This window comes from bacterium, from assembly GCA_027622355.1.
Lineage (GTDB): Bacteria > UBA8248 > UBA8248 > UBA8248 > UBA8248 > JAQBZT01.
Map to the genome: position 1 here is coordinate 1 of JAQBZT010000099.1, position 9,248 is coordinate 9,248.

The window sequence follows — 9,248 nt, forward strand, 5'->3', positions numbered from 1 at the left end:
GGCCCTCCGTGAAATTCCGGGGTCGTCCGGGATGAGCGGAATAGTTGATTTGAAGATGGGATTGATCTTATTCTGGCTGAACGGTAATTGAATTCGCAGCCCTCCATGAATCGACAGGTTGAGGGAATCCCCCAGTGTCTGCGTCCGAATCGCCTTCCGTACCGGAGGAAAAGCTGAAGCGCCGCGGGGTGATGATCACCCTGGCGATGGCGGCCGGGCTGGTGGCCAGCTACGGGACCGCAGCCTTCTACGGCCTCCGCTACCTGTTCGGCAGGCAGGCGCCCGCCCGGAAGATCAATGTGCTGGTCGCGGCGCTGACCGATGTGCCCGAGGGCGGCAGCCTCCTCCGGGAAGACCTCGCGGGCCGGAAATTTCTTCTCGTTCGCCGGGGGGCGAGCGTCCGTGCGTTTTCCACCACCTGCACCCATCTCGGCTGCCAGGTCCACTGGAAGCCGGAGAAGAAGATTTTCTTCTGCCCCTGCCACGACGGCGTGTTCGACGCGGACGGCAACCCCGTTTCGGGACCGCCGCCCTCTCCGCTGGCCCAGAGCCCCGTGGAAATCCGCGGCTCCAGCATCTTCGTCTCCATGCCCGAGGCCTGAGCCGTGTCCGAGAAACTCGCTGGCTGGATCAATGAGCGCATTCCCTTCGAGTGGGGGATTCTCCGGAAATCCCTCGACGAGCCCATCCCGCGCCACATGCACAAATGGTGGTTCTGCCTGGGGGGGACCCCGCTCTACCTTTTCGTCATCCAGATCCTGAGCGGAATCGCCCTTGCCATCTACTATGTCCCCGAGCCCGGAGCGGCCTTCGAGTCGGTTCGCTACATCACCCGAGAAGCCCCCTTCGGCTGGTGGGTGCGGGGGGTTCACCGCTGGTCGGCCGAGTTGATGGTTGTGTCGGTGATTCTCCACATGATCCGGGTGTTCTTCACCGGCGCCTACCGCCGGCCCCGCGAGCTGAACTGGTTCATCGGCATGGGGCTCCTCGTCGCTGTTCTTACGTTCGGATTTTCGGGTTACTCGCTCGTCTACAACCAGCTCTCCTACTGGGCCACCGTGGTGGGTGCCAACATCACCTCGGCCGTGCCGCTGGTCGGAGAATTTGCGGGGGGCTTTCTCCGCGGCGGGCCCGAGATCACCGCCAACACCCTCACGCGCATGTATATCCTCCATATCGTGGTGTTGCCGGTGGCGACCATCGCCCTGATCGCGTTCCACCTGTTCCTGCTCCGCCTGCACGGCGTCAGCGAGCAGGAAGAGGGGGCGAAGGAAGGCGCCGGAGAAGAATCTGGGCGATTCTTCCCATTTTACCCCGATCATCTCATGACCGAGCTGACCGTCGGTCTATTCCTGATCTTTCTCATCAGCCAGCTGGCCATCATTTTCCCGGTCGGTCTCGGCGAGCCGGCCAACCCCGCTGTTACGCCTGCGCACATCAAGCCCGAATGGTATTTCTACCCGGTCTTCAGGTATCTCAAGTTCTTCTCCTTCAAGGTCGGGATTGTCAGCGTCGTATTTTTCGCGGCAGGCATGTTCGCTTGGCCCTGGATTGACGCCGCGATCGAGCGGCGCCTGCCGGGGCGGAACGTGAGCTTCTACTTCGGAATCGCCGCCGCCGTGACGATGATCATGCTCATCCTGATGGAAGGACTCTCGGGACGGGTGGCTTTCTTCACTCTGTTTTTCGCGATTGCCGTTGCCGTGGTTATCGCATTGTTTATATTGAAGGGCCTATTGAAACAGTGAACGGAGGAATCTTCTTGTGAATTTACGGGCCAAGCAGGTGGCGGTGGCGGTGATCAGCCTCTTTTTCCTGGGTTCGCTAATCACCGTGGGATATATCGAGAGCGAGCGCCTTCTCCCCGAGAAAAAGGCGAAACCGGCGGTCACGAAAAAGAACCTGAGCTGCATGAATTGCCACGCCGAAAAATCCCCGGCCGTCGTCGCCCAGTGGAAGGACAGCCGCCACGCCGCCCTCGGCGTCGGGTGCATGGACTGCCACGAGGCCAAAAAGGGTGATCCCGACGCCTGGGAGCACGAAGAGGCGCTCATGGCTATCATCCCCACCCCGAAGGACTGCGCCCGCTGCCATGAGCAGCAAGCCGAGGAATTCGCCGCAAGCGCCCACGCCAAGGCCACCGAGAACGTCGCCCCCCTCGGCAGTTTTCGCGGCGCGGCCGCCGGGGAGGGTTCCGAGGCGATCGGGGGCTGCCAGAAGTGCCACGGAAATACGGTGAAGGTTCTCAAGGGCGGAACGCTCGATCCCGCCACCTGGCCCAACGCCGGCGTGGGCCGGACCAATCCCGACGGCAGCAAGGGCTCGTGCAACGTCTGCCACGCGCGCCATCAGTTTGCTCCCGCCCAGGCCCGCCAGCCCGAGGCCTGCGCCAAGTGTCACATCGGCCCGGAGCATCCCCAGATCGAGTCCTACGGCGAATCGAAACACGGGCTCCTGGTCCGCTCGCGCATCGACGAGATGAACCTGGCCAGCACTGAGTGGATCGCCGGCAAGAACTACAGTGCCGCGCCCACCTGCGCGACCTGCCATATGAGCGCGACCAAGAGCCTGCCCGTCACCCACGACGTAGGGGAGCGGGTGGCCCGGGCCCTTGGGCCGATCGTCTCCAAAAAGCGCGAGAACGGAGAGAGAAAGCGCAAGAACATGATGAGCGCGTGCAACGCTTGCCACGGGCCCGAATACACGAAAGCCTACTTCGCCCAGTCCGACAAGATCCTCGATCGCTACAACGAAAAATTCGCCGGCCCGGCAGAGAAAATCATGGAGGCGCTGAGGCGCGAGGGGAAGCTCACGCCCGTGCTCTTCGACGAGAAGATCGAGTGGGTCTTCTTCGAGCTTTGGCACCACGAGGGTCGCCGCGCACGGAAGATCGCCCATCTTTTCAAATACAAGTTCCTCCCCGAGGCCGAGAGACTTTCCCCGGGGATCGCGGGGCGTTTCGTGAAAGGGCCATAAGCGAAACGCCGCCGAGCGATCCGGGGTGTTGCTACATGATTTTTTTGGGGAGAGAATAGCCGCCGGAAGAACCCTAGCGGATTCCTTTGCTTTTTTTCTACGTCGAGACATTCCCGGAAATGGAAAATTTCTCCCATACTGTGCTGATCGTCGAAGACAATTCGCAGCTTCGCGAGATGTTTTGCGAAGTGTTCGAGGGGCACTCCTGCCGACCGCTCCCGGCCAAAAACTTCAATGAAGCCAAAGAACTCCTGGGAAGCCAAAGGGTGGATTTGGCGGTCATCGATTACTGGCTGCCCGACGGGAACGGCGTGGATCTGGTCCGGCACATCAAAAAGGCGCAGCCGAACGCCCAAATTCTCTTCGTGACGGCGACCAGCTCGGACAAACTCGAACTCGACGGCCTTCGGAACGAGGTGTTTGCCTTTCTCCCCAAGCCCGCTGATGTGAAAATTTTGTGGTCGAATGCACGGCGGGCGCTGAGCCTGGGGCATCTCTCGCAGGAGAACAAGGCGCTTCAGGGCGATGTCCAGCAGTACTACCGCGAACTGGATTTCGGTCGGCGCGAACTCGATGCCGTCAAGCAAATCGCCGCGCTCACCAGCGACACAGAAGATTTCCGATTGCACGTACCCGAAGCCCTGGCCATTCTGCAGGGCGCCGTCGGCGAGGGGGCGGCGCTGACCTTCCACGCGGCGTTTCGCTCGGAAAACAGCCTGGTACTTTCCCAGTGTTGCGGAATCTCGGCCGAGGAAGAAGAGGCTTTGTCCGCGCTCGATTTCGACGGCGGCCTGGTCGGAAAAGCAGGCAGCAGCCGGAAGATGGTGGCCGCCGAGGATTTCGGCGGCCTCCCCCTTGGGTTGCGTCCCCACTCGGATGAACCCGTCGCACCCGCTTCCTTCAAGAAGGCGGTTATTTATCCGGTAGGGCTGCGGAACCGGATTCTGGGTGTTCTGCTGATGCTGTTCCGGGATGAGGGCACTTTTCTCGAGGAGGAACTCGCCCTCTACGGTTCGCTGGGCCGTCTTTTCAGCATCTCGATGGAAAACTCATTTTTGAACGAACGGGCGATGATTGACGGGCTGACCACCCTCTACAACCGCGGATATTTCGACGAGCGGTTTGCGGAAGAGTTGAGCCGCGCCCAAAGACATGGGCACGAGGTGACGCTGTGTCTGGCGGACCTGGACAATTTCAAGGCCATCAACGATACCTACGGGCATCTCGTGGGCGATCGCGTGCTGCACGAGGTGGCGCGCTGCTTCAAGGTGCAGTTGCGGACATCGGACTTTGCTGCACGCTATGGGGGAGAGGAATTCGTGCTCATCCTTGCGGAAACCTCCCTTGAGGGCGGCGCCCTGGCGGCGGAGAAAATCCGCAAAGCCATCACAGATATGGTGTTCGAGGTCAGCCCGGACCCCGACGAGGATCTGCTTCAGATCACCTGCAGCTTCGGGATTTCGGCATATCCCGTGCACGGGGGCACGCAGGAGAATGTGATTCATCAGGCGGACCGGGCGCTCTATCGGGCTAAGGCCGAGGGTGGAAACAAGGTGGTCTCCGCCTGAGCGGCCCTTCGGCGTTTTTGCGGGGAAGGGATGATGCAGGAGCGCAAGATACGGATTCTGGTGGCCAAGCCGGGGCTCGACGGTCATGATCGCGGCGCCAAGGTGGTGGCCCGCGCCCTGCGGGATGGGGGCATGGAGGTGATCTACACCGGCCTTCGCCAGACGCCGGCGCAGATTGTCTCGGCCGCCCTGCAGGAAGACGTGGACGCGATCGGCCTATCGGTCCTCTCCGGGGCGCACCGCCATTTGTTTGTCCAGGTCCGCGAACTTCTCCGCAAGGAGGGGATGGATGATGTCATCCTTTTCGGCGGCGGAATCATCCCCAATGAGGATATCGGCGATCTGAAAAAAGAAGGGGTGGACGCCATTTTCACGCCCGGCACCTCGCTGGAAACGATCGTCGCCTATGTACGGGAAGCTGTCGGTAAAAAATGGGCAAGTGAAAACGCATGATATGTGACAAGGCCGGAAGAGGAGGCGCCCTTCTCCTCTTTGTGCTGCTCGCCGCCGGGTGTTCGGTTTCAGAAAAGGCGGAGAAACCGGCCTCTCCTGAAGCGCCTTCAAAGCCGGCGCCCGAGTCCCCATCCCAGGCCCTTTCGCTCTACAACCGGGCGATTGAGGAGGTGCGCGCCGGCCGCCTCGGCGCGGCCGTCCCCCTTTTGCAAGGCACCCTGCGGGCGCAGCCTGATCTTTATCTCGCGCACTTGGCCCTCGGGGACATCTACCGGAAGCAGGGGAAGCGAAAAGAGGCACGCCTGGCCTACCGCCGCGTGCTCGCCCTCAAGCCCGATCATCCCGAAAGCCATGTCGCCTTGGGACAGCTGGCCGAGACGGCCCGCAGTCAGGAACTCGCCCTCCACCACTATGAGAAAGCGGTTCGTGCCCGGCCCGAATTTTTCCTGGCGCGGTTTCGCCTGGGCGTTCTCCGGTTTCACCGGAAGCAATACGCCGCTGCCGTGTCGAATCTGCGCGTTGCGGCCCGGCTCCGCCCGGAGCACAGCGGCGCGCGCTACTGGCTTTGGCTGAGCTTGGCCGAACGGGGCGAAGCGGCGGACTGGGAGGTCGCCCTGGGCCGGAAAATAGTTGTCTCGGGGGACACTACCCCGGTCACCTATTACCGGGGGCGGGCCGCCGCCCTCTATCGTGCGAAGCGGTATGAGGCCGCGCTAGAGACGATCCAGCGGGCGGTGGGCGTGAATCCGAACTGGCGCGACCCGCGCTGGAAAATCGTCCTGGATGAAATGGCCCGGTACAAAAGGGCAATCGAAAGGGCCGGAAATTTGACCGGAAAATGAGGCGGTGATAGTTTCCCTTGGCGGGTCCGGCTGCCTTTTGTTGATTTTCATCCCGAGGGTTTGAAAACGGAAATGATCTCTCGAAGCCATCTCATTATGTACGTCCTGTTGGCAGCCCTCCTGGCCGGCTGTACAGAATCCCCCATCGAGCGCGCCGTGAAGGGAAAGCTGCTTCCGAGCGAGGCAAACATCGCGGTGAACGATTACTGCAAGAGCTGCCACGTGCATGCGTCGCTTGATCCGAAAAAACATGTGGAACAAGTCCAGCCGAAGTTTCCGAAAAATCACGAGTTGCGCTCCGCGACGAACTGCCTCCAGTGTCACAGCATCCGCCTGGCCAATATTTTCCGGAAAGAAGATCGCTCCACCACCCGGCCGCACGGAAAGGTGATTGACCTGGCCGAGGTGCCCCGTCCCTCCGATCAGCCCGCTCCCAGACCGAAGGCCGCCGCGCCAGAAGCGGAGAATCCGAAGAAAAAAAACAGGAAGTGGTATTTCTTCTATCTTTTCTGAGTCGGGTCCAGCCAATCCCGCAGTCCGTCTCCCAGTAGATTGAGCCCCATCACCGTCAGCGCGATCGCAATGCCGGGGAAGAGAGTGAGATGCGGCGCGATGAGCAGGAAGTCTCTGCCCTCGGCCAACATCGCCCCCCAGCTCGGCGTGGGGGGCTGCACACCCAATCCGAGAAACGAAAGCCCCGCCTCGGCGATGATGGCGCCCGCCATCCCGAAGCTCGCTTCGACGATGAGGGGGGAGAGCAGGTTCACCAGCATGTGCCGGTAGAAGATGCGGAGGGCGCTCCCGCCCGCCGCCCGCGCCGCCGTGACGTATTCCTGCTCGCGCAGAGAGAGAACCTGCGCGCGCACCAGGCGCGCGTAACCGACCGATCCGAAAGCGACCAGCGACAAGGCGACATTCATCAGGCGGGGCTCGAGGACCGACATGATGGCGATGGCGAGGAGAATGCCGGGAAAGGCGAGAAAGATGTCGGATATCCGCATGATCAGCTCATCCCAGAGCCCGCCGGCCCAGCCGGCGATGGCCCCGGCGATCAGGCCGATCAGAACGGAAAACGAAACGGCCGAGACGCCGACGAGAAGTGAGACGCGTGCGCCGTAAAAAATGCGGCTCGCGATGTCGCGGCCGAGTTTGTCCTGTCCCATCGGATGGAGCCAGCTCGGCGCGGAAAGCCCCCCTGGGAGATACTGGAGGCCGGGGTCGAACGCGGAGAGAAGCGGTGCGAGGGCGGCTGTGAGGATGAGGGCGCACAAAATGCCCGCTCCCAGGTAGATGGCGGCGCCCCGGCGCATCTCAGCCGAGCCTCACGCGGGGGTCGAGCCAGGCGTAGGCCAGATCGGCCAGGAAGTTGGCGGCGACATAGGCGCCGGCGATCAGGAGGACGCAGCCCTGCACGAGGGGATAGTCCCGCGCCGCAATGGCCTGGATGGTGAGGCGGCCGATGCCGGGCCAGGCGAAGACGGTCTCGGTGATGATGGCGCCCGAGAGGAGCGCGCCCAGTTGCAGGCTCAAGATGGTGATGAGGGGGAGGCAGGCGTTCCGAAGGGCGTGCACCCAGATGACTTTGCGCTCGGAGAGCCCTTTTGCCCGGGCGGTGGAGAGATAGTCCTGCGGAAGCACTTCGAGCAGGCTCGCCCGGGTCATGCGCATCAAGATGGCGGAGAGCGCCGCCCCCAGCGTCACGGCGGGCAGCACGAGGCTCAGGAAGCCCGAGCGCCCCGAGACAGGGAACCATCCGAGATGGATCGAGAAGAAAATGATGAGGAGCGGACCGATCCAGAAGACCGGCAGGCTCGCGCCGAGGATGGCGAGCCCCCCCGCGGCGAGGTCCGCGAGCGAGCCCGCGCGCCGGGCGGCGAGGATTCCCAGCGGAAGGGCCAGGGCCAGCGCCACGGCGATGGCCGCCCCCGCCAGCTCGAGCGTGGCCGGAACCCGCTCGGCTATGACCGAGAGGACCGGTCTTTTCTGGTGGAGCGAGTTGCCCAGGTCCCCGCGGAGGATTCCGCCCAGAAACTCGCCGTACTGGACAATGAGCGGGCGGTCGAGACCGAGCGAGCGGCGGAGTGCCTCGCGCTCGACGGGGCGCGCGGTCTCACCGAGCATCAGGTCCACCGGGTCCCCGGGAATGATGTGGGTGACGGCGAAGACAAGGGTCGAGACCCCCCACAGGACGGGGATGAGAAGCGCGATGCGCCGGAGGATGTAGCGCCGCATTTTAGCGCCCTCCCTTTCCGGCATTTTCGATGCGGGCGCCCGCGAGGGAGATCAGGTCCTCGTCGGGGTAGACGCGGTAGCCGCGGATGCGGCGGCGATAGGCGGCCACGTTCACGGTGTGCCAGAGGTGGATGTAGGGAAGCTCGGCGGCGAGAATGCGCTGCACCTCATGGTAGAGCGGGGCGCGATCTTCGGGGTCGGGAAGCTTGCGAGCGCGATCGAGGAGGTCGTCCACCCGCGTGCTCCGGTAGCGCCCCCGGTTGAGGCCCTTTGGGGGTGTGTAGTCGCCGTGAAAGATGAAGCGGTAGATGTCCGGGTCCGAGATGCCCACCCAGGTGAGGCTGTACATCTGGAAATTTCCGGAGCGGATGTCGCCGAAGAACGTTCCCCACTCATACGCACGGACGCGCACTTCGATTCCCACCCGCCGGAGTTGATCTGCCAGGACGGTGGCGACGCGGCGGCGAAGCTCGTTTTGCGATGTTTTGAAGACGAGCGAGAAGCGTGGGCGCGGTCCCGCGCCGTCAGGGTCGGGCAGTCCCGCCGCATCGAGCAGGCGCATCGCCTTTGCCGGGTCGTGGGCGAGCTGCGGGAGCCCCGCCGCATGGGCCCAGTGTGCCCGGGGAAGCAGGCTGTCGGCCTCGGTGGCCAGCCCCTTGAGGATGTAGCGGATGATGGGCCCCCGGTCGATGGCATGGGCGATGGCGCGCCGCACATCCGGCCGGCGGAGGATCGGGTCCTCCATGTTGAAGCCGATGTAGGTGAAGTTGGTGCCGGGGCGGCGCTGGATGCGGATGCGCGGGTTTCCCTCGAGGCGGGGGAGGATGTCGGGCGTGAAGGCATTTTGGATAAAGTCGATCCCGCCGCGCTCGAGCTCGAGGATGCGGATGGTTTCCTCGGGGAGGACCCGGAAGATCAGGTGATCGTAGGCCGGGGGCCCATTGTAGTGGGCGGGGTTGGCCGCGAGTTCGATGCGCTCATCGGCGAGGAAGCGGACGAAACGGAAGGGGCCCGAGCCGATGGGCGCCTTTCCGAACCGGCGGCCTGCCCCGCGCGCGCTCTGCGGGATGATGCCGATGAGGAGGGATTCCATGAAGGCGGCGGCGGGTTCCTTGAGATGGAAGATGACCTCATCGGGGGCGGGCGTCTCGATGCGATCCAGTTCCTTGAGGCCGGC

At 63.2% G+C, this 9,248-nt stretch carries 10 protein-coding genes; 7 read left to right on the forward strand and 3 right to left on the reverse strand.

Annotated features, from left to right (window positions below):
- The first annotated feature begins 134 nt into the window (after positions 1-134).
- From O2807_07405 to O2807_07435, 7 genes are all read left to right on the forward strand, one after another.
- Entirely contained in the window at positions 135-602 is a 468-nt protein-coding gene (locus O2807_07405) for a Rieske (2Fe-2S) protein (protein MDA1000327.1), read from the forward strand.
- Positions 603-605: 3 nt separating this feature from the next.
- Entirely contained in the window at positions 606-1,748 is a 1,143-nt protein-coding gene (locus tag O2807_07410; protein MDA1000328.1) for a cytochrome bc complex cytochrome b subunit, read from the forward strand.
- 16 nt (positions 1,749-1,764) lie between these two features.
- Positions 1,765-2,976, forward strand: a complete 1,212-nt coding sequence (locus tag O2807_07415) for a multiheme c-type cytochrome (protein MDA1000329.1) — start codon at positions 1,765-1,767, stop codon at positions 2,974-2,976.
- Positions 2,977-3,116: 140 nt separating this feature from the next.
- The gene (locus O2807_07420; protein ID MDA1000330.1) at positions 3,117-4,544 is read left to right on the forward strand and encodes a diguanylate cyclase; all 1,428 of its coding nucleotides are present in this window, start codon (positions 3,117-3,119) and stop codon (positions 4,542-4,544) included.
- Between the two features lie 33 nt (positions 4,545-4,577).
- On the forward strand, positions 4,578-4,997 hold the full coding sequence (locus O2807_07425) for a cobalamin B12-binding domain-containing protein (GenBank protein MDA1000331.1): 420 nt from the start codon (positions 4,578-4,580) through the stop codon (positions 4,995-4,997).
- Positions 4,994-5,839, forward strand: coding sequence for a tetratricopeptide repeat protein (locus O2807_07430; protein MDA1000332.1), 846 nt, complete (start codon positions 4,994-4,996; stop codon positions 5,837-5,839). The genes O2807_07425 and O2807_07430 overlap by 4 nt, the downstream gene beginning before the upstream one ends.
- A 72-nt stretch (positions 5,840-5,911) precedes the next feature.
- Positions 5,912-6,352, forward strand: a complete 441-nt coding sequence (locus tag O2807_07435) for a hypothetical protein (protein MDA1000333.1) — start codon at positions 5,912-5,914, stop codon at positions 6,350-6,352.
- Here O2807_07435 and O2807_07440 read toward each other — a convergent pair.
- The 3 genes from O2807_07440 to O2807_07450 all read right to left on the reverse strand — a co-directional run.
- Positions 6,340-7,149 (reverse strand): ABC transporter permease, encoded by an 810-nt coding sequence (locus O2807_07440; GenBank protein ID MDA1000334.1) that lies wholly within the window; start codon positions 7,147-7,149, stop codon positions 6,340-6,342. The genes O2807_07435 and O2807_07440 overlap by 13 nt on opposite strands.
- Position 7,150: 1 nt before the next feature.
- Positions 7,151-8,071 (reverse strand): ABC transporter permease, encoded by a 921-nt coding sequence (locus O2807_07445; protein MDA1000335.1) that lies wholly within the window; start codon positions 8,069-8,071, stop codon positions 7,151-7,153.
- Between the two features lies 1 nt (position 8,072).
- The coding region (locus tag O2807_07450; GenBank protein MDA1000336.1) for an ABC transporter substrate-binding protein at positions 8,073-9,248 on the reverse strand (1,176 nt) is incomplete at its 5' end.